Below are 24,861 nucleotides of genomic sequence, written 5' to 3'. Positions count from 1 at the left end.
TGTCGCCTGCTGTGTGTAGCCTTGCGATCATGACTCATCGGATCACGAAAGCCGTCATTCCTGCTGCCGGCCTGGGAACACGCTTCCTGCCCGCCACGAAGGCCATGCCCAAGGAGATGCTGCCCGTCGTCGACAAGCCGGCCATCCAGTACGTCGTCGAGGAGGCCGTCGCTGCCGGGCTCGAGGACGTGCTCATGATCATCGGGCGCAACAAGAACGCTCTCGCCAACCACTTCGACCGGGTCACCGAGCTCGAGAGCAACCTCGAGGCGAAGGGCGACCTCGACCGCCTCGAGCGCACGAAGGCGCCCAGCGACCTCGCCGACATCCACTTCCTCCGCCAGGGCGACCCGAAGGGCCTCGGTCACGCCGTGCTGCGCGCTCGCCGCCACGTCGGCGACGAGCCCTTCGCGGTGCTGCTCGGCGACGACCTCATCGACGCGGCGAGCCCCATCCTCCCCAAGATGATCGACGAGCTCGAGAAGCGCGACGCCACGATCATCGCGTTGCTCGAGGTCGACCCGGCCCAGATCCACCTGTACGGCGCCGCAGCGGTCGAGGCGACCGACGACCCCGACGTGGTGCGGGTCACCGGTCTCGTCGAGAAGCCGGCCACCGAGGACGCCCCGTCGAACCTCGCCATCATCGGCCGCTACGTGCTGAAGCCCGAGGTCTTCGACGTTCTCGAGCACACCCAGCCCGGCAAGGGTGGCGAGATCCAGCTGACGGATGCGCTGCAGGAGCTCGCGGCGGACGTCGAGGGCACCGGCGGTGTCTACGGCGTCATCTTCCGCGGCCGACGATTCGACACCGGCGACCGCCTCGACTACATCAAGGCCATCGTGCAGTTGGCCGTCGAGCGCGACGACCTCGGCCCCGACCTGCGCCCGTGGCTGCGGGAGTTCTCCTCGCACCTCGAATAGTCTGGTGCCGTGCCCGCCCCGATCCCCACCCTGCGCGAAGGCGCGATCACGATCCGCCCCATCAGGCTGCGGGACTCCCGCATCGTGGAACGCGAGCTGCTCGAGAACCGACGCTGGCTGCGCCAGTGGGAGGCCACGAGTCCGCACGCCCCGATGAACTTCGACATGAAGGCCAGCATCCGGAGCCTGCTCGCCCATGCGCGCACGGGCACGGGGCTGCCGTTCATCATCGAGTACAACGGCGAGATCGCCGGGCAGCTGAACGTCTCGAGCATCACCGGCGGGTCGCTCGCCTCTGCGACCATCGGCTACTGGGTGTCTGAGCGGTTCGCGGGGAAGGCGCTCACTCCCACGGCGGTCGCGCTTGCGACGGACTACTGCTTCTACAGGCTCGGGCTGCACCGCATGGAGATCTGCATCCGCCCCGAGAACGCCCCGTCGCTGCGCGTCGTCGAGAAGCTCGGCTTCAGGTACGAGGGGCTGCGGCGACGGTTCATCCACATCAATGGGGACTGGCGCGATCACTTCTGCTTCGCCCTCGTGGTCGAGGAGCTGACCGACGGAGTGCTGCGCCGCTGGCTCGACGGTCGGGTGCCAGAGGATGCCGCGACGGTGAGTGAACACGACCGTGCTGCCGCGGCCGTTCCGCTCCCGGTCACGACGCGATTCTGAAGAAAGTCTTCGCAACACACCCCCGGCCGCGGGTCGCACGGCGCCGTGCTGCCCTACCGTTGACGCATGGGCGACGTACTCAGCGGCGGGGTGATGGTGGCGATAGCCGCCGTGCTCTGGATCGCCTACCTCGTGCCCAGCTGGCTGCACCGTCGGCAGTACCTCGCCACCGAGCGGAACGCCGTGCGACTGCAGCAGACCCTGCGCATCCTCGCCGAGACGGCTGAGACCCCTGAGGCCGTGCGCCTCGAGACCACCGCCCGAGCCGTCGCGGCCCAGGAGCACGTTCTCCGCGAGCGCGCTGCCGCCGAGCGGGCCAGGCTGAAGGCCGAGGCGACGATCGCCACCGAGGCGCGTCGTGCCGCAGAGCGGGAAGCGGCGGAGGCGGTTCGCCGTGCCCGTGCCGCCGCCGCTCGTGCCGCAGCCGAGGCCGGGCGCGCCCGTTCCCGAGCGCGCACGCTCCGCCGCAGCCGCGCTCTCACCTCGCTCGGGCTGCTGCTGTCGCTCGGAGCCCTCGTCGCCGGCGTCGTGAGCGGCGCCCTCGGCGCCACCTGGACCCTCGCCGTCGCCGGCCTCGGAGGCACCGCCGTCGCCCTGTTCGTGCTCTCGTCGCTGGCGAAGGCCGGCCGCCGCGTGCCGGCATCCGGTGTCGTCGCGCCCGTCGCCGTCAGCGAGCAGTTCGTGCCCGTCGAGTTCGCGGATGCCGCCCCTGTCGCGACCCGCGCCGCCTGGACGCCCCAGCCGCTGCCCAAGCCGCTCACCCTGGCGCGTGGCACCGTCGCGGCCGCCGCGATGGACTCCGTCGACGAGGCCGCTGCGCTCCGACGTGCCGCGGTCTTCGCCGCCATGAGCGAGAAGGCCGCCGCCATGAACGCCGGCGCTCCCGTGCCTCTCCGCCGGGCTCCGGCAGCGGCCGCACCGGCCGCTGCGTCGGGCACCGCGCAGGCCGTTGCGCCGGCCACGGCATCCGCTCCCGGCGTCGACAGCCGCTTCGCCCGCATGGGCATCGTCGACGACGCGACGCCCGGAATGAGCGACCTCGATGCCGTGCTGAGGCGACGTCGAGTGGGCTGATCGGGCTGGTTCTGCACGGTCCGGATCGGGTGGTATCGTGGTGAATGTCAGGGCCTATGGCGCAGTTGGTAGCGCGCCTCGTTCGCATCGAGGAGGTCAGGAGTTCGAATCTCCTTAGGTCCACCGACACGGAAAGAACCCCGGGAGCTCAGCTCCCGGGGTTCTTCGTTTCTCACCAGCCGAGCGTGCCCGGCTCGCCCTTGAACGGCCCGACGACGGTCGAGGTGATCCAGCCGCCGTAGAAGCCTCCGGGCTGTGGAACCACGATCTCGCCGTCGACGCTGGCGTCGTCGACCTGGCCGGCGTAGACGGCCACGCGGTCGCGCAGCAACTCGTACCCCGGCTCGGGAGCCGGGTAGGTCCAGGCCGCGCGCTCGGCGGTGGTCCCGCCCGACGCGAGCGAGAAGTACCGGGCCGAGCCCTTGAACTCGCAGAACGACGACCCTGCGGCCGGAATCACGCTTCCCGGGGTGAAGTCGGCGATCGGCAGGTAGTACACCGGAGGATGGCTGGTCTCGAGCACGCGCACGACGTCGTGGGAGTCGACGATGACGGTGCCGCCCAGGCGGATGCGTACGCGGGCGTCGATCCGCTCGATCCGCGGCGGCCGAGGGTAGTCCCACACCGATTCCTGGCCGTCGGCGGGTCGGATGGGTGTCACAGGAGTCCTCATGGCCGGATGCTACGCCGCAGGCTGGGTAAACACCCGGGAACGCGGAACGCCTCCGCCCGGAGCGGGCGGAGGCGTTCTGTCGAAGGTCAGTGTCAGCTCTTGAAGGCGTCCTTGACGTCGTCGCCAGCCTGCTTGACGTTGGCCTTGGCCTGGTCAGCGTGCCCCTCTGCTTCGAGACGCTCGTTGTCGGTCGCCTTGCCGACGCCCTCCTTGACCTTGCCCACAGCCTCTTCGGTACCGTGCTTGATCTTGTCGTCCAAACCCATGAGAGTCCTCCTTCGATCGATTGATACCACGCTCTCAGGATGGAACAGTGCGCTGCTAGGGGTTGACTTCCCAGCCGACCCGCGTCATCGCCCGAGTGCGCGGTAGTGCGCCTTCTCGGCCGTGTCCAGGTGCTCGAGCGCGTTGCTCAGCATGACGCGGGGCATGGCGGCCGCGTGGGCGTCCAGGAACGCCAGGAGGGCCGCGCGGTCGGTGTCTCCGGCATAGCGCAGCATCCACCCGGCGGCTTTCGTGACGAGGGGCTCCGGGTCGGCGACCAGCAGTTCGGAGATGGCCAGTGCATCCGTGACGTCACCCGCCCTGATGAACCAGGCCGTCGCGAGCAGTGCCGATCTCCGATCCGGCCAGAACGACGACTCCGCCAGCCGATACAACGGATCGCGCGGCTTGTCCGCGAGCCAGCCGCCGAGGACGTCCCGGGCAGCGAGGTCGACGAGGTCCCAGTTGTTCACCCGGTCGGAGCGGCGGAGGTACAGCTCGTACAGTTCGCTGCGGCGCTCGAGCGTCGCCGTCTTCGCTGCAGTTGACTTTCCCATGATGCTGCAGGCGCCGACGCGCACCTCGTGCACGGGGCTCTCCAGCATCGACTCCAACTCGGCGATCGGCATGTCGAGGTGCTGCTTGGCCAGCTCGAAGATCGAGCCCATGCGCACGCCGATGAACTCCTCGTCGGGGCCGGCGGTGAAGTAGCGCAGGATCTTCGTCAGCTCGACGGGATCACGGAGCGAGTCCAACTCCACGATGAATTCCGCCGCCGTCGACGTCATGGCTCAGCCGGTGGCATCCGTCAGCATGGTGAGGGTGGGCGTTCCGTCGACATCGGCCAGCTCGAGGGTGACTGTGAGCGAGCCGAGCTCCGACAGTGCTGAGACGTGCGTTCCCCCGCAGGGGATGCTGACGGATGCCTCGGCGAGGTCTGCGACCCACGATCGGCGATCGGTCAGGCCGGGCCCGGCGACATCGATGTGCACGGGGGCGTCCTCGGAGATCCAGGCCGCCAGCGTCGCGCCGGTCGCGGCCTCGATGGCGGCGAGCTGCTCGGCGAGGCCGTCGGCGGCGAACCCCTTGCGGCGCAGCGACTTGTTCAACCGGAACACGTCGGTGGACCCGTTCTCCCGGATGAGGGAGCTGGCGATCGCGGCTCCGTCGAAGTCGGGCTCTCCGAGGCCGTCGACGCGCACCTCCTTGGTCCATCGGTCGGCGAGGGCGCGGTTCAGGGCCAGGGAGGCGAGGTGACAGGCGGTGTGACCGATGGACAGAGCGTTGCGGTACTCCTCGTCGACGACCACGGTGACCTCGTCGCCCTCGCTGACGGCGGCATCCGGGGTCACGAGATGGGCCACGACGAAGGCCCAGCCCTCCTCGCCCTTGCGCACGGGCACGTCGGCTCCGATGAACAGGGTCTCACCGTCCGTCGCGGCGACGACGGCCTCGGTCACGGCGACCTCCTCGCCGGTCGAGGTGAGGAACACGGCGCGGTCGGTGCCCTGGTCGGGCCAGCCGGCGTCGACGGGGTGGCAGGCGGTCTCGTCGAGGAGCACGGCCATGCGGCCGTCGGGCACGGGCTCCAGGTGCAGCACCACGGCGCCGTTGCGGGTGCTGCCTGCCGGGTAGAGCACGACGGTATCGGTTGCGGGGAGAGTCATGCCTCTATTCTGCTGGAGGCTGGAGCACCGAGAGGATGTTGCCCGCCGGGTCCGTGAACCACGCGATGTTCGGTCCGGGGTGCTCGCCTGACGGGCGCTGGATGCCGCGCTCGTCCTGGCCGAAGCCGTCGTAGCGGAGCAGCTGGACTCCGGATGCCTCGAGCGAGGTGACGGCGGCGTCGATGTCGGCGACCTCGAGGTTGAGGATCGTGTAGGTGGCCGGAACATGGTCGGGTTTCGGGTAGACGAAGATGTGGTGGTCGTCGCCGAGGTCGAGGACCAGGCCGCCCATCTCCTCGGTGACGCCGAGACCGAGGGTGTCGGCGTAGAAGGCCTTGGCGGCCGGGACGTCGGGAACGGCGAAGCCGCTGAAGATCCGCGTTGTTTCGATCATGGCCCCAGCCAAGCACCCGCGGGGTCGCGGCGACAAGAGGGACGGGTCAGACTCTGTCGGTGTGCTCGTGAACCTTCTTGCGCCCCAGCTGGATGGGCAGCGCCATGAGCGGCCCGACGAAGCGGCGCTGCAGCTTGCGCGCCGGTCCGAGGACGGCCTGCACGAGGTACTGCCCGAGGATGGCGCCTGCGGCCAGTGCGGCGGCGACGGCGGCTGCAGTGAGCAGGGAGAGGAGGCCGTTGATGTCGGCATCCGCCACCTGCAGCAGACCCTGGAACAGGGCGAGGCCGGGAACGAGGGGGATGAGGGCTGAGACGACGACCACCAGGGGCGGAACGCGCACGACGAGCACGGCGATGGCCGCGAGCATTCCCACGATCACGGAAGCGCCGGCGGAGGCGAACACGATGCCGCTCTCGGCGCCGATGAAGAGCAGGTAGAGCAGTTCGGCCGCGGCACCCAGCAGGCAGACCGCCCAGAACGCCCGCAACGGAACCTGCACGGCGAGGGCGAATCCGAACACGATGATGACGGCGGCGATCAGTTGCATCGTGAGACCCTCGATGGACGGCGCCATCGTGCCGTCGATCTCGAGCACGATGCCGAACCTCGTCAGCAGCAGAGTGGTGCCGAGCACGCCCGCAACGAGGCCGCTCGTGATGAGCACGGCCTCCACGAGACGCGCCGTGCCTGTCACGTAGAAGCCCGAGAGGGTGTCGTGCACGGCTCCGAAGGTGGTGACTCCCGCGAGCAGCATGATGATGGTCGCGACGACGACGAGCGACGGATTCACGCCAGGATCGAGCGTGTAGACGACGGCGGCCACGAGCGGGCCGATCGCCCCGCCCACCACCGACTGGTAGAACACCGGAACGCGGCGCTTCTGCAGGGCCGAGGTGATGACGTCGATGAAGAGCGTGGCGACGAAGGACGCCGCAGCGACGATGAGCCCGCCGCCGAGGAGGAATGCGGCACCTGTGCCCACGATCGCCCAGCCGATGCGGCGCAGCGTGCGCGGGTAGGCGGGGGCGCCGCCCACGATCGCGGCCACCTGGCGTCGGGCATCCGGAACCGACGGCGGATCCTCGATGATGCGCCCGATGAGCTCTGTCGCCCTGGTGAGCTTGTGATAGTCGAGGGTGCGGTACTTGACGTTGCGGCTGCGCGAGATCGTCTCGTAGGTCGCCGGGTTCTCCCAGCTCAGGGAGATGAGCGTGTGGGTGATGTCGGCCTCGATGTTGCGCAGCCCGTAGGCGTGCGTGACGGCCTGCATGGCCGCGACGGCGTCTTCAGCGCCGGCGCCGTTGGTGAACAGCACCTCGGTCACCCTGATGGCGATGTCGAGCACGGCGCGGGTGTAGTCCGCGGCGTCCGTCGAGCTCATGCCCGCCGTGCCGTTGGAAACCGCCATACGAGCAGATTACCGGGGGAGGGAGCCCTCGATGAGATCGACGATCTCGGGGGCGTCGGGCTCCGTCGTCGGACGGAAGCGGTGCACCTCGCCGTCGGGGGTGATCACGAACTTCTCGAAGTTCCACTTCACCTTGCCGGCCTTGCCGTTCGCGTCCTCCGTCTTCACCAGTTCGGCGTAGAGCGGGTGCTGGTTGCGGCCGTTGACCTTGATGCGCTCGAACATCGGGAACGTCACGCCCCACGTGGTCGAGCAGTACTCGGAGATGGCCTCCTCGCTGCCGAGCTCCTGCAGGAACTGGTTGCTGGGGAAGCCGAGCACGGTGAAGCCGCGGTCCTCGTACTGCTTCTGCAGCGCCTCGAGCTTCTCGTACTGCGGAGCCAGTCCGCAGCGCGAGGCGACGTTGACGATGAGCTTGACCTGGTCGCCGTACTCGGCGAGCGTCTTCGTCTCGCCGGTGATGGTCGTGAGCGGAATGTCGTTGATGGTGGTCATAGAGATGACAATGCCATCGATGGCTGGGTTATGCCCGATTGCTGCGAACTACGGGGTGGCGGCCTGGGCGCGATCGCGGGCGACGGCTGCGCGGCGCTTGAGCATGCCCTTGAACCAGCGGGCGTCGGGAACACGGGCGAGGATCGGCCCCAGGATGACCGTGATCAGTACGTAGGCGGTCGCGAGCGGTGCCAGAAGGGGAGCGACTCCGGCTCCGACGGCGAGGCCGGCGATGACGATGGAGAACTCGCCGCGGGCCGTCAGCGCGAAGCCTGCACGCCAGCGACCGGGAACACCGATGCCGGCGCGCTTGGCCGACAGGTAGCCGGTGGCCACCTTGGTGGCCATGGTGATGGCGGCCAGGACGATGGCCGGCACGAGCATGCCGATGAGTTCGCGGGCATCCGTCGCCAGACCGAAGAAGACGAAGAACACGGCGGCGAAGAGGTCGCGCAGGGGTGTGAGCACTTCGCCGGCGTTCTGTGCCACCCGACCCGAGAGCGCGATGCCCACGAGGAAGGCGCCCACCGCGGCGGAGACGTTCACCTGGGCGGCGAGGCCGGCGACCAGCATGGTGAGTCCGAGCACACCGAGCAGCAGCGGCTCGTTGTGCTCCGGCGTGAAGATGCGCGAGATCACGTGGCCGAAGCGCAGGGCGAGGAAGAGGATGAGCACCACGACGCCGACGGCGATGGCGACCGTGATGGCGCCCTGCAGCAGGGAGACGCCGATGACGACGGCTGAGAGCACCGGCAGGTAGAACGCCATGGCGAGGTCCTCGATGACGAGGATGGCGAGGATCGTGGGCGTCTCGCGGTTGGAGATGCGGCCGAGGTCGCGGATGGTCTTGGCGATGACGCCCGACGACGACACCCAGGTGATTCCGGCCAGAGCGACGGCGGCGACGGGGCCCCAGCCCAGCAGCAGCGCGAAGGCAGCGCCGGGGAGGGCGTTGAACAGGGCATCGATGATGCCGGCCGTCTTGGACTGCTTGAGGTTGGTGAGCAGCTCGCTCGCGGTGTACTCGAGGCCCAGGAGCGCCAGCAGCAGGATGACGCCGATCTCGCTGCCGATGGCGAAGAAGTCGCTGCTGGCGTCGAGCGGGATGAAGCCGCCCTCGCCGAACGCGAGTCCGGCGATCAGGTAGAAGGGGATGGGCGAGATGCCGATCCGGATCGACAGGCGCCCGAGCAGACTCATGCCGAGAAGCAGCGCGCCGACTTCGATGAGGATCAGCGTGTTGTCATGCACAGGCGAGCCCCCGGATCAGTCGGGGCCGTTGGCCATGAGCCGACCGGCGGCGTCGAGACCCTCCCGCGTGCCGACGGCGACGATGACGTCACCGGGGCGGAGGATCTCTGCGGGGGTCGGAGAGGGGATCACCTTCTTCTCGCGCACGATGGCGACGATGGAGACGTGCGTGCGGGTGCGCGTCTTGGTGTCGCCGAGCGGCCGATTGATGAAGGGCGAATCGGTCGCGAGTTCGAGCTGCTCCGTGTAGAGCCCCTCGGTGTCGGCGCTCAGCTTGGTCAGTCGGCTGAGCGTGACGGATGTTCCGAGGACGTCGGCGAGTGCCTCGGCCTCGTCCTCGGTGATGGGGATCGAGTCCCGACAGGCGTCGGGGTCGTCGACGTCGAAGATGCCGAGGTTGCGCTCGCCATCACGGTACGACACGACGCTCAGGCGACGGCCGCTCTCGGTGACGAGATCATGACGCATGCCGATGCCCGGCAGGTCGATCTTCTCAATTCGAATTCCCACGGTGACCAAACTACTCCCGTTGTGGAGAGCATCCGTTCGCCCCGCTCCGGTGGGTGCGCTTCGCCCGTGGGGGCTGGTGGACATCATCGAACTCGAAGTTTCGACGGGTGGTGCAAGATCCGCACCCGCCGAGAAGTCGTTCTCGGCGACCGCCACCCGCAAGAACTGCGGGGTCGAGGAGCGCTGACTAGTCGATCGGCCCGAGCCACGCGTTGGCGACAGTGTTGTGCGCCGACTCCGCGTCGGAGGGGTGGAAGATGCCGGCGAGGACGTCGCGGTAGAGCCGTCCCAGCTCGCTGCCGGCGAAGTACGAGCCGCCACCCGAGACGCGCAGCGCCTGGTCGACGACGTGGCGGGCGTTCTCGGTGGCTCTGACCTTCAGGCCGACCAGCTGCGGGAACCACTGCGCCCCATGGTCCACCTGATCGTCGACATCGCGGGCGAGGGAGACGAGTTGGGGCCGGATGCCGTCCTGGGCGATCGCGGCATCCGCGATGCGCCACCGGATGTCGGGGTCCTGCGCGTACGACCGACCGCCTGCCTTGAGCGAGGTGCGGCGGTGCGCTGCGGCGACGGCGAGCTCGAGGGCGCGCTGTCCGACGCCGGTGTAGACGGCGGCCAGCAGGATCTCGAAGTTGGAGAAGATCGCGAACACCAGCGAGTCGGGGTTGGGCCCGGGGTCGAGGCGCCTGATGATGCGGTTCGCGGGGGAGTAGGCACCGTCGAGCACCGTTGACTGGCTCTGCGAGGCGCGCATGCCGAGGGTGTCCCAGTCGTCCTTGCGGGTGACGCCGGAGTCGGCGCGCTCCACGAAGCCGTAGACGATCTTCGGCGCATCGGGGGAGGTGGTGTCGACGCCCATCGTGCCGAGCCTCGTCCACGCCGGGGAGAGGGAGGTGAACACCTTGGTGCCGGTGAACCTGTAGCCGCCGTCGGGCTGAGGGGCGGCATCCGTCGTCGAACCGAACAGCACGAGGTCGTTGCCCGACTCGCTGATGCCGAAGCCGAACACCTCGCCGGCGCCGGCCTCCGTCAGCAGGAAGTCGAGCGAGGAGTCGCCGCGGTCGTGCAGCACCTTGGCGACGCCGGTCCAGACGAGATGCATGTTCACGGCGAGGGCCGTGGCGGGAGCCGCCGATCCGAGGCGCACCTGTTCGAGCACCACCTGTTCGAGCGAGAGACCGAGGCCGCCGAAGTCGACGGGGACGAGCGCCCGCAGGTAGCCGACGGCCACCAGTTCGTCGAAGTCCTCCGTGAAGAAGGTGTTGTCGCGGTCGTAACCTGCTGCGCGCGAACGGATGCGCTCCAGCAGGGCGTCGTCGAGGAGCGGGGAATCGGATGCTGAGCTCACGCCACTCACACTACGCGCGGGTGTCGACGGGATCGGGTTCGGCGGCCGGTTCGGGTTCCGGCGCGGGTCCGGCGGGAGCTGACCGGCCGTTCTCGGGCCGCGGCTTCCGGGGCCCGCGGCGCGACGCCCGCACGATGAGCAGCACGATCGCCGCGATGGCGCCGAACAGCAGCAGCCACGGCAGGAACGCCCCGATGACGACGAGTGTTCCCGCGAGGAACCCGATGAGGGCGTTCCATCCGGCGAGGAAGCCGTCCCAGAAGGTGCGGGGGGATCCGGGGGAGACCACGCCGGGCGCCGTGAAGTCGACGGACAACGTGGAGAAGGCGACCTGGTCCTCGAGGTAGTCCCGCTGGGTGGTGAGGCTGTCGAGCTCGGCCTGTCGGCCGGACAGGGCGTTCTCGATCTCGATCAGGTCGGCCGTGGAGTCTGCATCGGCCATCAGGCTCTCGAGGCGCTTCGTGGACGTCTCGAGCGCGCTGATGCGGGCGTCGATGTCCTGCTTCTGCTGGGTGACGTCGCTCGCCTCGGTCGAGTAGTGCGTCACGCCGCCCAGCTTCTGGATGTCGGCGACGACGGCCTGGTAGCGGGCAGACGGCACGCGGATCACGAGGGAGGCGCGAGCGGGCTGCGAATCCGTGCCCGGCTGCTGGTTCTGCGAGTCGATGCGTCCGTCGGCCGCGGTGACGAGCGCCGTCGTCTCGGCCGCAGCCAGCACGGGATCGTCTGCCGTCACCGCCATCGTGCCCGTGGTGACGACGTCGCGGGTCTCCACGGTCGAGCCGAGACCCCCGGCCTCGTCACCCGCGGCGTCGCGACCGGCGTCGAGTGCGCCGTCGCCCTGCTCGGGAGCCGGTTCGGCGACGGATCCGCCGCCGAGGTCGGAGTCGGCGGAACCGGATGCCGAGCATCCGGCGAGCAACAGGGTGGCGGCCACGGCGACGACGGTGGCGAGGTGCGCGCGCTTCATGTCTGCACTGTAGAACCGCTGATCAGCCCCCGGGTGCGACGCAACCCGATCGTGATGTCACGATCGGGTATCGCGCAGGGGGTGCGTTTCGGCCGCAGACGTCGTCTGGGCCTCGACGAGCGGAGGGTCAGCGGGCGAGCAGGGCCGCGCTCGTCTCGATGTACGCCTCGGCGTCGAACGCCTCGAAGATCGTCGACTGCACCATGTAGCCCTGGCAGATGCCGATGTAGACCCACGCCTCCCGGCTCGCGCGGGCCTGTGCTTCGCTCTCGCTCAATCCCGTCGAGCGCACATGCCACGCGGCGAGGTAGGTCTGGAAGACGCCGCGGATCGTTCCGGCGATGGTGTCGGCGACGCCGCGGAGTCCGGCATCCGTCGCCGCAGCGGCCCAGAGCTGGAGCAGCACGCTGAGGTTGCCGAACTCGCGCTCCACGCCGCGCAGGAAGACTCCGATGAGCTCGCCCGGCTCCATGAGTTCCTCGCGCTGGAGAGCGGTCTGCACCTCGGCCATGCGCTGGCCGAGCAGCTCGGAGACCGCCAACTGGATGAGCTCGTTCTTGCTCTTGTAGTGGCCGTAGATGGCCCCGGCCGACAGGCCGGACTCGGCGATGATGTCGGCCACCGACGTGCCCTCGAACCCCTTACGCGCGAAACAGCGCATGGCGGCCTGCGCTATCTCCGTGCGGCGGGCGATGCGATGCTCCTCGGTGACTTTCGGCATACGTCGATAATAAAAAGAACGTTCGTTCTTGACAAGCGGGTTCGGTGAGTTCACAATAAAGAACGATCATTCGTTTTCACAGATCACCTCCCCCTGATCCACCCTGTAGGAGCCGTCATGTCCGAGATCGTCGTCACCAGCCCGCACACGAAGTGGGGGCGATCCATCGGGATCGCCGTCGCTGCAGCCGTGGTCGTGGGGGTCTTCGTGCTCGCCTTCATCTGGCCGGGAATGACGAGCACCATCAAGGACTTCCCGATCGCCGTCACCGGTGACGCGACGCAGGTCACCGCCTTCACCGACGCCCTCGATGAGAATGCCCCCGGTCGGTTCGACGTCACCCCGGTCGACAGCCGTGCCGACGCCGTCACGGCGATCGAGGAACGCGACGTCTACGGCGCCGTCGTGCTGAGCGACGCTCCCGAGGTGCTCACGGCGAGCGCCGGCGGAACCGTCAACGCCACGGTCATGGCCCAGATCTCGGCTCAGCTGCAGCAGCAGGTGACCTCGGCCGTGACGGCGGGAGTCCAGGACGGCATCGCCCAGGCGACTGCTGCCCAGGCTGCGGGTCAGCTCCCGGCCGACCAGGCCCTCGCCATCATCGAGAAGGCCAGCGCCGTCACGGCGCCCGTCGTCATCACCACCGACGTCGTCCCCCTGGCCGACACCGACCCTCGCGGGGTCGGCTTCGCGTCGGCCGCGTTCCCGATGGTCATCGGCGGCATGATCGGCGGCGTGCTCATCTCGCTGCTCGTCACCGGGGTCTGGCGCCGCTTCGCCGCCCTGGCCACCTACGCCGTCGTCGCCGGCCTCGGCCTCACCGCGATCATGCAGACCTGGTTCGGCATCCTGCAGGGAGACTTCCTGCTGAACTCCGTCGCCGTCGGCCTGTCACTGCTCGCCACCGCCAGCGTCATCGTCGGAGCCACCGCCCTGATCGGCCGGGTGGGCATCGCCGTGGGAGCCCTGCTCACCATGCTCATCGGCAACCCGCTGTCGGCCGCGACGCAGCCGATGCAGTTCCTGCCCGGCGCGTGGGGCGAGATCGGACAGTTCTTCGTGCCCGGAGCCTCGACGACCCTGCTGCGCGACCTGTCGTACTTCCCCGACGCTGACGCGACGCAGGCCTGGCTGGTGCTCGGAGGGTGGGCCGTCGCCGGGATCGTCCTGAGCTTCCTCGGTCACTTCCGCAGCCAGGAGGTCGTGCACGTGGAGGGTGCCCTCGAGGCCCCGCGCACGACAGGCAGCCTCGCGGCGGTCTCGGCCTGACCTCCCGATGTCTGCATGCCCCCGGCCTAGGCTGGAGGCATGCAGCATCGCACCCTCGGACGTACCGGCCGCACCGTCTCGGTCATCGGACTCGGCACCTGGCAACTCGGAGCCGATTGGGGCGAGGTGAGTGAGACGGATGCGCGTGACGTGCTCGCGGCATCCGTCGACGCGGGTGTCACCTTCTTCGACACCGCCGACGTCTACGGCGATGGCCGGTCGGAGAGCGTGATCGGCGCCTTCCTCGCCGACAACCCCGGTCACGACATCACCGTCGCCACCAAGATGGGCCGCCGTGTCGACCAGCTGCCCGAGAACTACGTGCTGGCGAACTTCCGGGAGTGGACCGACCGCTCGCGTCGGAACCTCCGCGTCGACACCCTGGACCTGGTCCAGCTGCACTGCCCGCCGTCGGCCGTGTTCACCAGTGACGAGGTCTACGACGCGCTCGACACCCTCGTGTCCGATGGCGCCATCGCGAACTACGGCGTGAGCGTCGAGACGACCGCGCAGGCGCTCGACGCGATCGCCCGGCCGGGCACCGCGACAGTGCAGATCATCCTCAACGCCTTCAGGCAGAAGCCCCTCGACGAGGTGCTTCCCGCGGCGCAGGCCGCCGGCGTCGGCATCATCGCTCGCGTGCCGCTGGCGTCCGGCCTGCTGAGCGGCAAGTACACCCGCGAGACCACCTTCGCGGCGAACGATCACCGAACCTACAACCGCGACGGCTCGGCGTTCGACGTGGGGGAGACGTTCTCCGGCGTACCGTGGGAGACCGGCCTCGAGGCTGCACACGAATTCGCCGATCTGGTTCCGGATGCCGTTCCCGTCGCCGAGGCGGCCCTGGCCTGGATCGCCCAGCACCCGGCCGTGAGCACGGTCATCCCGGGCGCGCGCTCGGTGAAGCAGGCCGTCGCGAACGCCGCTGCAGGCTCGACGGCGCCACTGGGCGCCGAGTTCGATGCAGCCGTCTCCGACCTCTACGACAGGAAGCTCCGGGAGCTCATCCACCCGCGGTGGTGAGCTGCCCCGCTCGCTGAGAACCGAGCGAAGCGACCGTCCGAAGCGCTCGTCCGAAGCGCTTCGACCGCGGACTGCGTCCGGGCCTCTGCGGGCGGGAATGTCAGCGTGACCGTCAGTCGTCGTCGGGGTCCCGCCCCGTGCGCTCGCCGGCGTCCAGCGCCGCGATCGCATCGAGGTCGGCATCCGTCAGCTCGAAGTCGTAGACGTCGGCGTTCGCACGAATGCGCTCAGGCGACGCCGACTTCGGGATGACCACGTTGCCCTGCTGCAGGTGCCAGCGGATGGCCACCTGGGTCGCCGTCTTTCCGTGGCGCTCGCCGATGACGGTCAGAGTCGGGTCCTCGACGGCGCGCCCCCGCGCCAGCGGTGACCAGGCCTCGGTCACGATGAGGTGCTCGGCGTGGAAGGCACGCAGCTCACGCTGTTGGAGCCACGGATGCAGCTCCACCTGGTTGACGACGGGGTGTACACCGGTCTCGTCGAGCAGGCGCTGCAGGTGGTGGCGATGGAAGTTGGAGACTCCGATCGAGCTCACCCGCCCCTCCTCGCTGAGCCTGATGAGCGCGCGCCAGGTCTGCACGTAGAGGTCGGTGCTCGGCACGGGCCAGTGGATGAGGTAGAGGTCGAGCCTGTCGAGGGCGAGGCGCTTCATGCTGGCGTCGAAGGCGCGCAGCGTCGCGTCGAAGCCGTGGTCGGCGTTGCCCACCTTCGTGGTGACGAACACGTCGTCGCGCTCGATCCCCGCGTCGTCGATGCCGAGACCCACGCCGACCTCGTTGCCGTACAGCGATGCCGTGTCGACATGCCGATAGCCGGCATCGAGGGCGGCGACCACCACGCCGGGAGTGTCGGCATCCGGAACCTTGTACACGCCGAGACCGAGCTGCGGGATGCTCAGCCCGTCGCTCATGGTCACGCGATGCGAGAGGTCCATCAGCTCGGCTGCACGGGGACGGGCTCGGTGTCGGGCATGGGGCTGGCATCGCGGCCGCGCAGGTCGGGGTGCCAGCGCTTGCCGACCACGGGAACGATGAATCCCACGAGGGCGAAAGCCGAGGCGGCCCAGAACGCGCCGACCGGTCCGTTGGTGTCGATGAGGAGACCGGCCGCCGCCGACCCGAGAGCGGCGCCGATGAGCTGGCCCGTGCCGACCCAGCCGTAGGCCTCGGCGGTGTCGCTGAACTTGACGCTGGCCGACACCATGGCGAACAGCACGGCGAGAGCCGGGGCGATGCCGATTCCGGCGACGAACAGGGTGACGGAGAGCCAGAGGAACTCGGATCCCGCCATGGCCACGAGGCCGATCGTCGCCGCGACGGTTCCGACGAAGACGATGAACATGCGGCGGGCGCTCGCCCACGGTCCGATGGCGATGTGGCCGAAGCTGAGGCCACCCGCGATCGAGCCGACGGAGAAGATCGCGAGCACGATGCCGGCCTCGGCGCCGCCGTGTCCGAACACGGCCACGACGCCGGCCTCGATCGCGGCGCACGCCCCCACGAGCAGGAAGCCCACGATGGTCGCGAGCATCACGGGAGGCCGGCGCAGCACGGTGCCGAAGCGGCGCTTGCTACGGGGGATGCGCACCCGCCCGAGCTCGGGGGACGACAGGAACCAGAGGCCGCCGCCGACGAGGAAGATCACCGCGGTGAGGATGCCCCACACCGTGCTGATCTGCGTGGCGATGAAGGTGGTGACGACCGGGCCGACGACCCAGATGATCTCCTGCGCCGTGGCGTCGAGCGAGAACAGCGGGGTGAGCTGGCGGGAGTTGACCATCTTGGGATAGATCGTGCGCACGGCAGGCTGGATCGGCGGCATGCTGAGGCCGGCGAGTGCTCCGACGGCCATGTACCAGGGGACTGTGAGCGGCAGCAGTGCGATGGCGGTGACGGCCGTGGCGCAGACCGCGATGGTGACGGCGATCACCGGGCGCATGCCCCAGACGCCCATGAGGCGGCTGGTCAGCGGGCCGGCGATGGCCTGGCCGATGCTCGTGGCCGCCAGGACGAGTCCGGCGGAGCCGTACGATCCGGTCTGCTGCTCGATGTGCAGCAGGAAAGCGAGCGAGAGCATCCCGAACGGGAAACGCGCCGTGAGCTGCGCGCTGATGATCCGGGCCACGCCCGGCGTCTTCAGGAGATCGGAGTAGGCGCTCACGATGATCCAGACTATCCGGTTGGTCGTGTGCCCCGTCAGCGGGTTAGCGTGTACTGATCACGAACCGAGGGGTGCCATGCCAGACCAGCTCATCAGCGTTGACGAGCTCGCCGCAGCGCTGTCCGGCGACGCCGCTCCGAGGCTCCTCGACGTGCGCTGGAGCCTGGGCGGTCCCCAGGGCGCCGACGAGTTCGCGCGCGGGCACATCCCCGGCGCGGTGTACGTCGACCTCGACGAGGAGCTCGCGAGCCACGGCCCGGCGACCGACGGACGGCATCCGCTGCCCTCGGCATCAGATCTCGAGAGATCCGCCCGGGCCTGGGGCGTCAACGACGGCGACACTGTCGTGGTCTACGACGACAATGCAGGGCAGTCGGCTGCCCGCGCATGGTGGCTGCTGCGCCACGCCGGCGTCTCCGACGTGCGGCTGCTCGACGGTGGCTGGTCGGCGTGGACGGCTGCCGGGCTTCCGACGACGACGGATGCCGCAGCCCCGCCGCCCGGCGACGTCACCCTGAGCTACGGCCACCTTCCCGTGCTCGACATCGACGACGCGGCCGCCCTGCCCGCGAACGGCGTGCTCCTCGACGCCCGTGCCGCCGAGCGCTACCGGGGCGAGGTCGAGCCGATCGATCCGCGAGCCGGCCACATCCCCGGCGCCGTCAGCGCGCCGAGCTCGGGAAATATCGACGCCGATGGACGATTCCTGTCGCCCGACGAACTGATCGCACGCTACACGGCCCTCGGCGTCGACTCCGAGCATCCCGTCGGCGTGTACTGCGGCTCCGGCGTGACAGCGGCGCACGACGCCCTCGCGCTGACCATCGCGGGCTTCGAGCCCGCCCTCTATCCCGGCTCCTGGTCGCAGTGGGCCAACCATCCTGATCGTCCCGTCTCCACCAGCACCAACTAGAAAGTAGAACCTCTATGCGACTCACCAGATCCCTGCCGGTCATCCTCGCCGCCACGGCGGCGACGGCCCTGCTTCTCACGGGCTGCGTCGACAACTCGACCCCGGCCGAGACGACCGGATCAACGACCGCCACCACCACGAAGGACGACGCCGCAGCCAAGCTCCTCCCCGAGGAGGTCGCCTCGTCGGGCAAGCTCATCATCGGCACCGACCCGACCTATGCCCCCAACGAGTTCAAGAACGAGGCCGGTGAGCCCATCGGCTGGGGCATCGAGCTCGCTGCAGCCGTGGCCGCCAAACTCGGCCTCACCCCCGAGTACCAGGTCGCCAAGTTCGACAACATCATTCCGAGCGTCACGGGCGGCAAGGCCGACATCGGCGAGTCGAGCTTCACCGACACCGTCGAGCGCGAGAAGCAGGTCGACTTCGTGAACTACTACACGGCCGGCATCCTCTGGGCCTCGGCGAAGGGCAAGGACGTCGACCCCGAGAACGCCTGCGGCCTGACCGTCGCCGTGCAGGCGACGACCTACGAGGACACCGATGAGGTCCCCGCGAAGAGCGACGCCTGCGTCGCGGCCGGCAAGGAGCCCATCAACAAGGTGCAGTACGACACTCAGGATGCCGCGACGAACGCGGTCGCCCTGGGCCAGGCCGACGCCATGAGCGCCGACTCTCCCGTCACCCTCTACGCCATCTCGCAGACCGACGGCAAGCTGCAGGCAGCGGGCGAGTCGTTCGACGAGGCGCCGTACGGCATCGTCGTCGGCAAGGACTCGGGACTCACCGAGGCCATCCAGGCTGCGGTGCAGTCGCTCATGGATGACGGCACCTACACCGAGATCCTCGAGTCGTGGGGTGTGGCCGACGGCGGCATCACCGAGGCCACCATCAACGCTGCAGCGAACGGCTGATCATGTCGGACGACGAGCGTCGGCCTGAGCCGATCAAGGCCATCAAGCTGAAGCATCCGTGGCGGAACGTGCTCGCCGTGGTGCTGATCCTCATCGTCGCGCTCGTCGTCATCGACGCCGCCCAGAGGCCGGCGTTCGACTGGCCGGCGGTCGGCAAGTACGTCTTCGACAGGCGCATCTCGCAGGCCGCCCTCGTGACGCTCGAGCTGACGGTGCTCTCGATGGCGATCGCCATCGTGCTCGGCATCCTGCTCGCCGTCATGCGGCTCTCGCCCAACCCCGTCGTGAAGAGCGTCGCGTGGGTCTACCTGTGGATCTTCCGCGGCACCCCGATCTACGTCCAGCTCACCTTCTGGGGCCTGATCGCCGTGATCTACCAGTCGATCGACATCGGCGTCCCGTTCACCGAACCATGGGCGTCGTTCGAGACCAAGAACGTGATCAGCGTGTTCTGGATCGCCGTGATCGGCCTGGCGCTCAACGAGGCCGCCTACATGGCCGAGATCGTGCGTGCCGGCCTGCTGTCGGTGGACCGCGGGCAGGAGGAAGCCGCAACGGCGCTCGGCATGAGCTGGTCGCAGACCATGCTGCGCGTCGTGATCCCGCAGTCGATGCGCATCATCATCCCGCCGACGGGCAACGAGGTCATCTCGATGCTGAAGACCACCTCGCTGGTCACGGCAGTGCCGTTCGGGCTCGACCTATACAACCGGGCACGCGACATCTCGGCCGAGACGTTCAACCCCATTCCGCTGCTCATCGTGGCATCGCTCTGGTACCTGCTGTTCACCTCGATCCTGATGGTCGGGCAGTACTTCCTGGAGAAGCGCTTCGCACGCGGCGTCGGTGATCGCCGACCCGACAAGGGCGCCGGCCCGACCGGCACCCTGCCCGTCGTCGGCGCCGGTCAGCCGACGGTCATCGCCCCTGTCCCATCCGAGTCCACCGAGGCCGGAGGCCACCGATGACCGACACCGCAGCATCCGCCGCATCCGTTCCCATGGTCCTCGCCGACGGCGTCTCGAAGAGCTTCGGCTCCAACGAGGTGTTGAAGTCGATCTCGCTGGAGGTGAAGCGCGGCGAGGTCATGTGCCTCGTCGGGCCGTCGGGCTCGGGCAAGTCGACGTTCCTGAGGCTCATCAACCACCTCGAGATCCTCTCGGCCGGGCGACTCAGCGTCGACGGCGACCTGGTCGGCTATCGGGAGCACGGCGGCAAGCTCTACGAGCTGAAGCCGAAGGAGGCCGCCATGCAGCGCCGGGACATCGGCATGGTGTTCCAGCGCTTCAACCTGTTCCCGCACATGACGGCGCTCGAGAACGTGATGGAGGCGCCCATCCGTGTGAAGGGGCAGTCGAAGGCCGAGGTGCGCAAGCGCGCGCTCGACCTGCTCGCCCGCGTGGGTCTCGCCGAGCGAGCCGACTACTACCCGGCGCACCTCTCGGGCGGCCAGCAGCAGCGTGTCGCCATCGCGCGAGCTCTCGCCATGGACCCGAAGCTCATGCTCTTCGACGAGCCGACCAGCGCGCTCGACCCCGAGCTCGTCGGCGAGGTTCTCGACGTCATGAAGGAGCTCGCGACCTCGGGCATGACCATGATCGTGGTGACTCACGAGATGGGCTTCGCCCGCGAGGTGGCCGATTCGCTCGTCTTCATGGACGGCGGCGTGGTCGTCGAGTCGGGCGATCCTCGCGATGTGCTGTCGAACCCGCAGCACGAGCGCACGAAGGCGTTCCTGTCGAAGGTGCTGTGACCTCCGTGCGCTGAGGCCCGGACGGAGTCCGCGGCCGACGCGTAACGCGACGCAACCCGCTTCGGGCCGGCATCCGTTCCCCACGTAGCCTGTCTCCCATGTCCATCGCCGAGTCGCCGTCGCCTGCGCTGCCGCCGGCCATCGCGGCCGCCCTCGACGCCCCGGCGTGGGAGGTGCTGCCCTCGGTGGCGCACCTCATCGGCGAGACGCCGATGGTGGAGCTCACCACCCTGACGCTCGGTCTGCCGGCACGCATCGTGGTGAAGCTGGAGGGACGCAACCCCGGTGGGTCGGCCAAGGACCGGGCCGCACTCACCATGGTCCGCTCCGCCGAGGCGTCGGGCTCGCTCGCCCCCGGCGGCACCATCGTCGAGTCGAGTTCGGGCAACACCGGCATCGGCCTCGCACTGGTCGGCCGACTCACCGGGCATCCCGTCGTCATCGTGCACGACGCGAACACCTCGGCCGAGAAGAAGTCGCTGCTCGCGGCGTTCGGAGCCCGTCTGGTCGAGGCCGACTGGGATGCGTCGCCCGACGACCCGGCCAACCCGCGCGCGATCGCCGCGCGCATCACCGCCGAGACACCGGGCGCCTGGCAGTCGCGCCAGTTCGACAACGCCGACAACCCCGAGGCCCACGTGCTCACGACAGGCCCGGAACTCTGGCGTCAGACCGCAGGGCTCGTCACCCACTTCGTCGCCTCGATCGGCACCGGCGGCACCATCAGCGGTGTCGGCCGCTACCTGCGCGACGTCTCCGATGGCCGGGTGCGCGTCATCGGCGCCAACCCGGTCGGCTCCACCTATGGAGGAGCTCCTGACGGTCCGATCCGCATCGACGGCGTCGGCACCCGTTGGCCGCGCGAGTGGTGGCCTCGGAATGTCGACAGCACCGTCATCGACGAGGTGCGTACGATCGACGACGAGCGCGTTCACGACATCGCCCGCGCCCTGGCGCTCGAGGAGGGCCTGCTGCTCGGGCCGTCGTCGGCGCTCGCCGTGGCCACGGCGCTCGAGGTGGCGGGCGAGGCGCCGGCCGGATCCGTCATCGCCGTCATCTCGGCCGATTCCGGCCTCAACTACCTGAGCAAGGGACTGTACACATGAGCCTGCTGCACTTCGGATGGTTCCTGGGGGCCGGCTTCGGGGTGCAGGGATGGGGCGATGACAGCTACGGCGTCGGCTACGACTGGAAGAAGCCGCAGGTCTACCAGGATGCCGCGCGCGTCTTCGAGGCATCCGGTCTCGACCTTCTCGTCATCGAGGACGGCGTGACCGTGCCCGACACCTACGGCGGAACGGCCGAGGTCAACCTGGCCAGCGCACGCTTCGTGCCCAAGCACGACCCGCTGCCGCTCGTGCCCTACCTTCTCGGCGCCACCTCGAAGCTCGGCATCGTTCCGACCCTCTCGGCGAGCTTCTACGAGCCGTTCACCGCCGCACGCCTGCTGTCGACGCTTCAGCACTTCGCCGACGGTCGCCTGGGCTTCAATGTCGTCACCAGCGGCAGCGACCTCGCCGCCCAGAACTACGGCCTCGACAAGCAGATCGAGCACGACCAGCGCTACGACCGCGCGGACGAGTGGATCGACGTCGTGCGCAAGCTCTGGCGTTCGTGGGAGCCCGACGCGATCGTCGAGGATGCCGCGGGCCGGGTCTTCGCCGATTACCGCAAGGTGCACACCATCGACCATGAGGGTCGCTTCTTCAGGGTTCGCGGACCCCTGACGAACGCGCCGCTCCCCGAGGAGCCCGTCATGGTGCAGGCCGGTGCCTCCGGCCGCGGACAGGCCTTCGCTGGCAAGAACTCCGACGTCGTCCTGGCCCTGGCATCGACACCGGAACGGATGCGAGCCCACCGCGAGTCGGTGCGGCAGGCCGCGGCCGACGCCGGGCGCTCGCCCGACGACATCCGCGTGCTCTTCGTCGTGCAGCCCATCGTCACGGCGAACGCCGAGGAGTCGGCCTCCGTGCGGGCAGCACGGGCCGAGCTGACCCAGGCGGCTATCGACGAGGCGCTGCAGTCCATCTCCTACCTGTCGGGCGTCGATTTCAAGAAGTTCGATCTGGATGCGCCCTTGCCCGAGCTCAGCACCAACAGCAATCAGGGCACGCTCGACAACTTCGTGAAGAGTGCGCCGGCCGGGTCGACGCTGCGCGAGATCCTGCAGACCAGGGCTCGGGGCGACGGTCTCGCCGTCATCGGAACCCCCGACGAGATCGCCGACCACCTCGCCACGCTCGGCGAGCAGGTGGGCGGCGACGGCTTCCTGTTCACCGGCCACGTGCATCCGGCGAACGTGCACCGCATCCTCGATCCGCTCGTGCCGGCCCTGCGTCGTCGCGGCGTGCTGCGCACCGAACTGGGCGACGGCGGGCTGCGGCAGAACCTGCTGGACTTCTGATGACGGTGCTTCTCGGGGCCGCTGCGACGACTCCCGACGACATCCGTCGGATCGCCGCCGGGGAGTCCGTTGCGATCTCCGAGGAGGGGCTGGATCGCGTGCGCGCAGCGCGGGCCGTGGTGGAGCGCGTGCTGGAGTCCGGCGAGTCCGTCTACGGTCTCACCACGCGGCTCGGCGCCGGACGCGACGAGCGGATCGACCCGGCAGACCTCGCCGCCTTCCAGAGGCAGGTGGTGGCGAATCACCTCGGCGGCGCCGGCGATGCACTCTCGGAGGATGCCGTTCGCGCCATCATCGGGGCGCGCCTCGCCGTGCTTCTGAACGGGGGCGCCGGCGTCCGCGAGGAGCTCGTGCACGCCGCAGCCGCCCTGCTTCTCGATCCTCCGCCCGTGTACGCGCTCGGCTCGGTGGGGGCCGCCGACCTCACCCACCTCGCCGCGCTGCTCGCCGCCATCACCGACGAGGGCTTCGTGCTCGCGCCCCACGAGGCCGCCGCCTTCCTGAGCGCCAATGCGGCGACGATCGGTCAGGCCGTTCTCGCCGTCGGGGAGCTGCGGCGGACTCTCGCTGCAGCCGACACCGACGTCGCCCTGAGCCTGCAGGCCCTCGGCGCCCACGGCCCGGCCGGCTCCCTGTCTCCGTACTCGGCCGCCGTGCAGGGCGCGACCGGTCGTCCCGGTGCCACGGCGAGTGCCGAGCGCATCAGGATCGCACTCGCCGGGAGCTTCCTGGAGGACTCAGACCGTGCCGTGAGCGTGCAGGACCCGCTGTCGCTGAGGACCGCGCCCCAGGTGCACGGGGCCGCCAGGGACATCGCGGACCGCATCGACCACGAACTCGGCATCGAGCTCGCCGCCCGCCCGGAGAACCCCGTCGTCGACGGCGATCGGATGCTCTCCGGCGGCAACTTCTCGGCCGTCGGCCTCAGCATCGCCATCGAGAGCGCCCGCCTCGCCCTCGCGCACGTCGCTGCAGCGAGTGAGCGCCGCACCGCGTTGCTGTCAGCGGAGCTGCGCGCGTTCCGTGCCGCCGGTCGCACCCGGCTGGCCGGCCTCAGCTGGTACGCCGCCGCCGACGCCCTGGCCGAGGTGCGTCAACTGGCCGCACCGGTCTCCCTCGGTGCGACGGTGCTGTCGGGCGTCGAAGATGTCGCGTCGTTCGCTCCGGCCGCCCTGCGCCTGCTCGAGCGCAGCCTGAGCCTGACCCGAACGGTCCTGGCCGTCGAGGCGCTGCATGCCTCCGAGCTGCTGGCACTGGCGGACGTGCCGCCCCGGGTGGCGCCGGCGTCTGCGCCCACGTTCGCGGCGCTGGCGACCCTCCGTGACAGTGCGACGCCTGACGCGGTGGCCGGAGCATCCGTTCTGCTGGAGAGTCTTCACTCCTACGGGGCGAGCGTCTTCTCGAACGGCAGGTAGCCGAACGACTCCCAGTCCCCATCGAGGTCGAACAGCGGGCTGTAGCCGAGACTGCGGTAGAGCGCCACGGCCTCGGGCTGGCGGGCACCCGTGGTGAGTTTGAGGCGACGGATGCCGCGACGCGATGCCTCCGCCTCGAGCTCGGCCATCACACGCCGGGCCAGGCCGCGGCGGCGGTGGGCGGAGTGCGTCCAGACGCGCTTGATCTCCACCGCGTCGTCGCCGGCGCTCTTGAACGCGCCTCCGGCGACGGGGTCGCCTGCCGCATCGAGCAGCAGCAGGAAGTCGCCGCCGAACTCGGGGGTGAACAGCTCGGCCGGGTAGCGCGAGAGCTCGACCGACGAGGGGATCCCGTCGTTCAGGCCGTAGCGCTCGTCGTACTCGCGCGACAGCTCCTCCACGAGGGGTCGGGCGAGCACGTCGTCGGAGCGCACGTGCACGACGGTGACGGGAGCAGCGTCGAGATCAGGCATGCGGGAAACGCTACTCGCGCCCGCCTGGGTGCCTGCTCAGGATGACGAACCGTTGCGGACGTCACGGGTCTCTCGGTACTTCGAGCGCCTCATCTGCCGCCAGCTCGGGGTGGGCACGAGCGTTTCGGTGCGGCATCCGTGATGACACGGCCAAGCTCGCG

The 24,861-nt window shown here is 69.3% G+C and carries 28 protein-coding genes and 1 tRNA gene; 14 read left to right on the top strand and 15 right to left on the bottom strand.

Annotation, left to right across the window (positions count from 1 at the left end; translation table 11 throughout):
- The first annotated feature begins 29 nt into the window (after positions 1–29).
- The 4 genes from galU (at position 30) to E4M00_RS00525 (ending at position 2,792) form a co-directional block, all read left to right on the top strand.
- Positions 30–923 (top strand): UTP--glucose-1-phosphate uridylyltransferase GalU, encoded by an 894-nt coding sequence (gene galU / locus E4M00_RS00540; protein ID WP_135118628.1) that lies wholly within the window; start codon positions 30–32, stop codon positions 921–923.
- A gap of 9 nt (positions 924–932) precedes the next feature.
- Positions 933–1,595: a GNAT family N-acetyltransferase gene (locus E4M00_RS00535; RefSeq protein ID WP_135118627.1), complete on the top strand. Its 663-nt coding sequence runs from the start codon at positions 933–935 to the stop codon at positions 1,593–1,595.
- A gap of 66 nt (positions 1,596–1,661) precedes the next feature.
- Positions 1,662–2,669: a hypothetical protein gene (locus E4M00_RS00530; protein WP_135118626.1), complete on the top strand. Its 1,008-nt coding sequence runs from the start codon at positions 1,662–1,664 to the stop codon at positions 2,667–2,669.
- Between the two features lie 50 nt (positions 2,670–2,719).
- Positions 2,720–2,792, top strand: a tRNA-Ala gene (locus E4M00_RS00525).
- Positions 2,793–2,841: 49 nt separating this feature from the next.
- Here the strand turns inward: E4M00_RS00525 and E4M00_RS00520 are convergent.
- From E4M00_RS00520 to E4M00_RS00480, 9 genes are all read right to left on the bottom strand, one after another.
- On the bottom strand, positions 2,842–3,342 hold the full coding sequence (locus E4M00_RS00520; protein WP_135118625.1) for a DUF427 domain-containing protein: 501 nt from the start codon (positions 3,340–3,342) through the stop codon (positions 2,842–2,844).
- Between the two features lie 92 nt (positions 3,343–3,434).
- On the bottom strand, positions 3,435–3,608 hold the full coding sequence (locus E4M00_RS00515) for a CsbD family protein (RefSeq protein ID WP_055901669.1): 174 nt from the start codon (positions 3,606–3,608) through the stop codon (positions 3,435–3,437).
- A gap of 84 nt (positions 3,609–3,692) precedes the next feature.
- Positions 3,693–4,394, bottom strand: a complete 702-nt coding sequence (locus E4M00_RS00510; RefSeq protein ID WP_135118624.1) for a DNA alkylation repair protein — start codon at positions 4,392–4,394, stop codon at positions 3,693–3,695.
- Between the two features lie 3 nt (positions 4,395–4,397).
- Positions 4,398–5,273 (bottom strand): alanyl-tRNA editing protein, encoded by an 876-nt coding sequence (locus tag E4M00_RS00505; RefSeq protein WP_135118623.1) that lies wholly within the window; start codon positions 5,271–5,273, stop codon positions 4,398–4,400.
- Positions 5,274–5,277: 4 nt separating this feature from the next.
- The gene (locus E4M00_RS00500; RefSeq protein WP_135118622.1) at positions 5,278–5,667 is read right to left on the bottom strand and encodes a VOC family protein; all 390 of its coding nucleotides are present in this window, start codon (positions 5,665–5,667) and stop codon (positions 5,278–5,280) included.
- A 46-nt stretch (positions 5,668–5,713) separates the two neighbouring features.
- The gene (locus E4M00_RS00495; RefSeq protein ID WP_135118621.1) at positions 5,714–7,078 is read right to left on the bottom strand and encodes a threonine/serine exporter family protein; all 1,365 of its coding nucleotides are present in this window, start codon (positions 7,076–7,078) and stop codon (positions 5,714–5,716) included.
- A gap of 9 nt (positions 7,079–7,087) precedes the next feature.
- Positions 7,088–7,573: a glutathione peroxidase gene (locus E4M00_RS00490; protein WP_135118620.1), complete on the bottom strand. Its 486-nt coding sequence runs from the start codon at positions 7,571–7,573 to the stop codon at positions 7,088–7,090.
- Positions 7,574–7,621: 48 nt separating this feature from the next.
- A complete protein-coding gene (locus E4M00_RS00485; protein ID WP_135118619.1) occupies positions 7,622–8,824 on the bottom strand; it encodes a cation:proton antiporter in 1,203 nt (400 codons plus the stop codon).
- A 15-nt stretch (positions 8,825–8,839) separates the two neighbouring features.
- Entirely contained in the window at positions 8,840–9,334 is a 495-nt protein-coding gene (locus tag E4M00_RS00480; RefSeq protein WP_135118618.1) for a cation:proton antiporter regulatory subunit, read from the bottom strand.
- 1 nt (position 9,335) lies between these two features.
- Between E4M00_RS00480 and E4M00_RS00475 the strand changes: the two genes are divergently transcribed.
- A complete protein-coding gene (locus E4M00_RS00475) occupies positions 9,336–9,521 on the top strand; it encodes a hypothetical protein (protein WP_135118617.1) in 186 nt (61 codons plus the stop codon).
- Here E4M00_RS00475 and E4M00_RS00470 read toward each other — a convergent pair whose 3' ends face one another.
- From E4M00_RS00470 to E4M00_RS00460, 3 genes are all read right to left on the bottom strand, one after another.
- Positions 9,522–10,685, bottom strand: a complete 1,164-nt coding sequence (locus E4M00_RS00470) for an acyl-CoA dehydrogenase family protein (RefSeq protein WP_420813396.1) — start codon at positions 10,683–10,685, stop codon at positions 9,522–9,524.
- Between the two features lie 10 nt (positions 10,686–10,695).
- Positions 10,696–11,655 (bottom strand): DUF4349 domain-containing protein, encoded by a 960-nt coding sequence (locus E4M00_RS00465; RefSeq protein ID WP_135118615.1) that lies wholly within the window; start codon positions 11,653–11,655, stop codon positions 10,696–10,698.
- 127 nt (positions 11,656–11,782) lie between these two features.
- Positions 11,783–12,376, bottom strand: coding sequence for a TetR/AcrR family transcriptional regulator (locus E4M00_RS00460; RefSeq protein ID WP_135118614.1), 594 nt, complete (start codon positions 12,374–12,376; stop codon positions 11,783–11,785).
- 117 nt (positions 12,377–12,493) lie between these two features.
- On the opposite strand from E4M00_RS00460, the gene E4M00_RS00455 reads away from it, so the two are divergent.
- Together E4M00_RS00455 and E4M00_RS00450 are read left to right on the top strand one after the other, a co-directional pair.
- Positions 12,494–13,645 (top strand): ABC transporter permease family protein, encoded by a 1,152-nt coding sequence (locus E4M00_RS00455; RefSeq protein WP_135118613.1) that lies wholly within the window; start codon positions 12,494–12,496, stop codon positions 13,643–13,645.
- A gap of 39 nt (positions 13,646–13,684) precedes the next feature.
- Positions 13,685–14,668 (top strand): aldo/keto reductase, encoded by a 984-nt coding sequence (locus E4M00_RS00450; protein ID WP_135118612.1) that lies wholly within the window; start codon positions 13,685–13,687, stop codon positions 14,666–14,668.
- 112 nt (positions 14,669–14,780) lie between these two features.
- Here the strand turns inward: E4M00_RS00450 and E4M00_RS00445 are convergent, their stop codons facing one another.
- The gene (locus E4M00_RS00445) at positions 14,781–15,578 is read right to left on the bottom strand and encodes an aldo/keto reductase (protein ID WP_240036743.1); all 798 of its coding nucleotides are present in this window, start codon (positions 15,576–15,578) and stop codon (positions 14,781–14,783) included.
- A 23-nt stretch (positions 15,579–15,601) separates the two neighbouring features.
- Complete coding sequence (locus tag E4M00_RS00440; RefSeq protein WP_135118610.1) at positions 15,602–16,828, bottom strand: MFS transporter; 1,227 nt, start codon at positions 16,826–16,828, stop codon at positions 15,602–15,604.
- Positions 16,829–16,904: 76 nt separating this feature from the next.
- Here E4M00_RS00440 and E4M00_RS00435 point away from each other — a divergent pair, with 76 nt between their 5' ends.
- From E4M00_RS00435 to E4M00_RS00405, 7 genes are all read left to right on the top strand, one after another.
- Positions 16,905–17,741 carry a sulfurtransferase gene (locus E4M00_RS00435; RefSeq protein ID WP_135118609.1) on the top strand — a complete coding sequence of 279 codons (837 nt, stop codon included), beginning with the start codon at positions 16,905–16,907 and terminating at the stop codon, positions 17,739–17,741.
- A gap of 14 nt (positions 17,742–17,755) precedes the next feature.
- Complete coding sequence (locus E4M00_RS00430) at positions 17,756–18,655, top strand: ABC transporter substrate-binding protein (protein WP_135118608.1); 900 nt, start codon at positions 17,756–17,758, stop codon at positions 18,653–18,655.
- Positions 18,656–18,657: 2 nt separating this feature from the next.
- Positions 18,658–19,623, top strand: a complete 966-nt coding sequence (locus E4M00_RS00425; RefSeq protein ID WP_135118607.1) for an amino acid ABC transporter permease — start codon at positions 18,658–18,660, stop codon at positions 19,621–19,623.
- Entirely contained in the window at positions 19,620–20,408 is a 789-nt protein-coding gene (locus tag E4M00_RS00420; protein ID WP_275668140.1) for an amino acid ABC transporter ATP-binding protein, read from the top strand. The genes E4M00_RS00425 and E4M00_RS00420 overlap by 4 nt, the downstream gene beginning before the upstream one ends.
- Positions 20,409–20,506: 98 nt before the next feature.
- On the top strand, positions 20,507–21,514 hold the full coding sequence (locus E4M00_RS00415; protein ID WP_135118606.1) for a PLP-dependent cysteine synthase family protein: 1,008 nt from the start codon (positions 20,507–20,509) through the stop codon (positions 21,512–21,514).
- A complete protein-coding gene (locus E4M00_RS00410; protein WP_135118605.1) occupies positions 21,511–22,812 on the top strand; it encodes an NtaA/DmoA family FMN-dependent monooxygenase in 1,302 nt (433 codons plus the stop codon). Before E4M00_RS00415 ends, E4M00_RS00410 begins: the two co-directional genes overlap by 4 nt.
- A complete protein-coding gene (locus E4M00_RS00405; RefSeq protein WP_135118604.1) occupies positions 22,812–24,227 on the top strand; it encodes an aromatic amino acid ammonia-lyase in 1,416 nt (471 codons plus the stop codon). Before E4M00_RS00410 ends, E4M00_RS00405 begins: the two co-directional genes overlap by 1 nt.
- Here the strand turns inward: E4M00_RS00405 and E4M00_RS00400 are convergent.
- Positions 24,194–24,700 (bottom strand): GNAT family N-acetyltransferase, encoded by a 507-nt coding sequence (locus tag E4M00_RS00400; protein WP_135118603.1) that lies wholly within the window; start codon positions 24,698–24,700, stop codon positions 24,194–24,196. The two genes, E4M00_RS00405 and E4M00_RS00400, sit on opposite strands and share 34 nt — an antisense overlap.
- Positions 24,701–24,861: the final 161 nt, after the last annotated feature.

This window comes from Orlajensenia leifsoniae, from assembly GCF_004570845.1.
Taxonomy (GTDB): Bacteria; Actinomycetota; Actinomycetes; order Actinomycetales; family Microbacteriaceae; genus Orlajensenia; species Orlajensenia leifsoniae.
This window is presented reverse-complemented; position numbering and strand designations above follow the sequence as displayed.

Coding starts and splice junctions, on each gene's coding strand:
- galU (WP_135118628.1), top strand. CDS start 30: ATGACTCATCGGATCACGAAAGCCGTCATTCCTGCTGCCGGCCTGGGA.
- E4M00_RS00530 (WP_135118626.1), top strand. CDS start 1,662: ATGGGCGACGTACTCAGCGGCGGGGTGATGGTGGCGATAGCCGCCGTG.
- E4M00_RS00520 (WP_135118625.1), bottom strand. CDS start 3,342: ATGAGGACTCCTGTGACACCCATCCGACCCGCCGACGGCCAGGAATCG.
- E4M00_RS00515 (WP_055901669.1), bottom strand. CDS start 3,608: ATGGGTTTGGACGACAAGATCAAGCACGGTACCGAAGAGGCTGTGGGC.
- E4M00_RS00510 (WP_135118624.1), bottom strand. CDS start 4,394: ATGACGTCGACGGCGGCGGAATTCATCGTGGAGTTGGACTCGCTCCGT.
- E4M00_RS00505 (WP_135118623.1), bottom strand. CDS start 5,273: ATGACTCTCCCCGCAACCGATACCGTCGTGCTCTACCCGGCAGGCAGC.
- E4M00_RS00500 (WP_135118622.1), bottom strand. CDS start 5,667: ATGATCGAAACAACGCGGATCTTCAGCGGCTTCGCCGTTCCCGACGTC.
- E4M00_RS00495 (WP_135118621.1), bottom strand. CDS start 7,078: ATGGCGGTTTCCAACGGCACGGCGGGCATGAGCTCGACGGACGCCGCG.
- E4M00_RS00490 (WP_135118620.1), bottom strand. CDS start 7,573: ATGACCACCATCAACGACATTCCGCTCACGACCATCACCGGCGAGACG.
- E4M00_RS00465 (WP_135118615.1), bottom strand. CDS start 11,655: ATGAAGCGCGCGCACCTCGCCACCGTCGTCGCCGTGGCCGCCACCCTG.
- E4M00_RS00460 (WP_135118614.1), bottom strand. CDS start 12,376: ATGCCGAAAGTCACCGAGGAGCATCGCATCGCCCGCCGCACGGAGATA.
- E4M00_RS00455 (WP_135118613.1), top strand. CDS start 12,494: ATGTCCGAGATCGTCGTCACCAGCCCGCACACGAAGTGGGGGCGATCC.
- E4M00_RS00450 (WP_135118612.1), top strand. CDS start 13,685: ATGCAGCATCGCACCCTCGGACGTACCGGCCGCACCGTCTCGGTCATC.
- E4M00_RS00445 (WP_240036743.1), bottom strand. CDS start 15,578: ATGAGCGACGGGCTGAGCATCCCGCAGCTCGGTCTCGGCGTGTACAAG.
- E4M00_RS00435 (WP_135118609.1), top strand. CDS start 16,905: ATGCCAGACCAGCTCATCAGCGTTGACGAGCTCGCCGCAGCGCTGTCC.
- E4M00_RS00430 (WP_135118608.1), top strand. CDS start 17,756: ATGCGACTCACCAGATCCCTGCCGGTCATCCTCGCCGCCACGGCGGCG.
- E4M00_RS00425 (WP_135118607.1), top strand. CDS start 18,658: ATGTCGGACGACGAGCGTCGGCCTGAGCCGATCAAGGCCATCAAGCTG.
- E4M00_RS00420 (WP_275668140.1), top strand. CDS start 19,620: ATGACCGACACCGCAGCATCCGCCGCATCCGTTCCCATGGTCCTCGCC.
- E4M00_RS00415 (WP_135118606.1), top strand. CDS start 20,507: ATGTCCATCGCCGAGTCGCCGTCGCCTGCGCTGCCGCCGGCCATCGCG.
- E4M00_RS00410 (WP_135118605.1), top strand. CDS start 21,511: ATGAGCCTGCTGCACTTCGGATGGTTCCTGGGGGCCGGCTTCGGGGTG.
- E4M00_RS00405 (WP_135118604.1), top strand. CDS start 22,812: ATGACGGTGCTTCTCGGGGCCGCTGCGACGACTCCCGACGACATCCGT.
- E4M00_RS00400 (WP_135118603.1), bottom strand. CDS start 24,700: ATGCCTGATCTCGACGCTGCTCCCGTCACCGTCGTGCACGTGCGCTCC.